Source organism: Syntrophomonas sp. UBA5494, assembly GCF_002426325.1.
Genome location: NZ_DIPG01000027.1, coordinates 1 through 1,918 on the forward strand (window position 1 = coordinate 1; position 1,918 = coordinate 1,918).

The 1,918-nt window shown below is 47.3% G+C and carries 2 protein-coding genes; both read right to left on the reverse strand.

Annotated elements, in window-relative coordinates:
- Positions 1 to 148: 148 nt before the first annotated feature.
- Complete coding sequence (locus B3W37_RS02750) at positions 149 to 472, reverse strand: hypothetical protein (protein WP_481039350.1); 324 nt, start codon at positions 470 to 472, stop codon at positions 149 to 151.
- Between the two features lie 591 nt (positions 473 to 1,063).
- Positions 1,064 to 1,918, reverse strand: an 855-nt coding sequence (locus tag B3W37_RS02755; RefSeq protein WP_483174718.1) for a sigma-54 interaction domain-containing protein, incomplete at its 5' end; no start/stop codon positions are given.

Here is a 1,918-nt window from a genome sequence, read left to right on the forward strand (position 1 = left end):
AGTGATCCCATCGAGGTTAGATAGGGGAAGCTCAGGAGACCAACCTAAAATGGGCAAAAAGATACCCGCTTAGGTTTAAGCGGGTTTAGAGAGAAATATTGTGAAGGGGTGGGGGTAGCAATTTAATAAAAGATTTTGGGGATTATTTTTAGGGAGTTAAGTATGATTCCGGATAATTAACAGGTTTATCCTTGGACCATTCTCCTTCATAGGCCAGTTCACCGGTGGTATAGTAAGATTTGCCATAACCACTGCGCAGCCCGTTCTCCCAGTTTCCTTCGTATCTCAGAGTCCCATCCGGATAGAATTCCTTGCCATAACCGGAACGTTTACCTTCTTTCCAACTGCCTTCATAACGTCCGCCGCTGCGATAATATGCACAACCTATTCCATGAGGCTTCCTATCCTTAATCTCTCCTTCGTAATTAGCTATCAAAGCATTCTTCAGAACCAGGTCATCAATCCGCGCCAAGTATGCTCCTCCTCTCAATAGGCCTTTGCTAAAATCCGCCCTATACTCCTTGCTTAGCAGGCCCTTTTTCTAGTTCTGCCAGTGTTTCTGGAACCTGACAGATTTTCTTTATTTTATATACGTATTTTAATAACTCCTCCTGGCGCTACATCCCATTTATTATGGGCTTTCTATAGGTGATTTGATGACATTGAACTTTCTTGAGGGCAATCGCCGGGTCGTCTATTCCTTGGCGAAGGATACGGATGCGTTCCGCTCATAATCTACACCCGCAGCGACCTCATCCTGATTGCCTGGCTGCTCCTACACTGCGGGATCATCCCTGCCGCGACGAATATTCATCTCCTGGCCTCAACCTCCCCCAAAATAGTACTGCAAAATAACTGGTTCTGCTTCTAATATATAAGCAATCTTCATGCCAAATCATCCATGCCGGCAATAAAAAATATAAAATCGCCGCAAACGGCGATTTAAACGGTTCTTTTATTTTCTATACCAATTATGGGCTAGCCAACTTATTTATTACGAATTGTTGCGCCACTGCGGCTTTATGTTGCATTATGTTGCAAAACGCAATATGATGCAACGCTATTATGTTGATTGGATACTATAATTGCGCATCTTTCTATAGATGGTGCTGCGGTCATATCCCATCTCACGGGCTACCTGGCTTACATTTCCATTGTATTTATCCAGCAGGGCCATGATGTTCTGTTTTTCCTGCTCAGCCCGCTGCTTTTTGCTGTTTTGCCGGGCTTCAAATATGGTTTCGGCCTTGCCCGCCCGATTGAATGAATTGCCTGCGAAGTCGTTCTTTCTTATTTCAGGGGGCAAATGCTCTATGCTCAAATTCGGCCCGCCGGCTATATTGACCATGCGTTCAACCACGTTCTGCAATTCCCGGATATTGCCGGGCCAATGGTATCTCTGCAAAGGCTTCATCAAGCTTTCTTTATCATAGAAGAACTGGCGCCCCGTTTTGGAGCGAATAGCCTCCAGGAAATAATCGAACAGGAGCGGGATGTCTCTGATACGCGACCGCAAGGGCGGAATCTGTATAGAAATAACATTGAGGCGGTAGTAAAGGTCGGCTCGGAAGCTGCCGATTTCAACCTCTTCCCACAGGTTCTTGTTGGTGGCGCAGATCACCCTTACGTCAATGGGTATGAGTTTGCTGTCCCCGATTCTGGTAATGCTTTTTTCTTGCAAGACTCTTAACAAGGTAACCTGCTGCTCCAGTGGCATGTCGCCGATCTCATCAAGAAACAGGGTCCCCCCCGAAGCCAGTTCGAATTTTCCCGGGCTGCCCCCTTTTCTGGCTCCGGTGAAGGCTCCTTCAGCATAGCCAAACAGTTCACTCCCCACCAGTTCGCGCGGGATGGCTCCGCAATTGACCGCGATAAAAGGCCCGCTGCGGCGGCTGCCCTGATTGTGGATGGCCTGGGC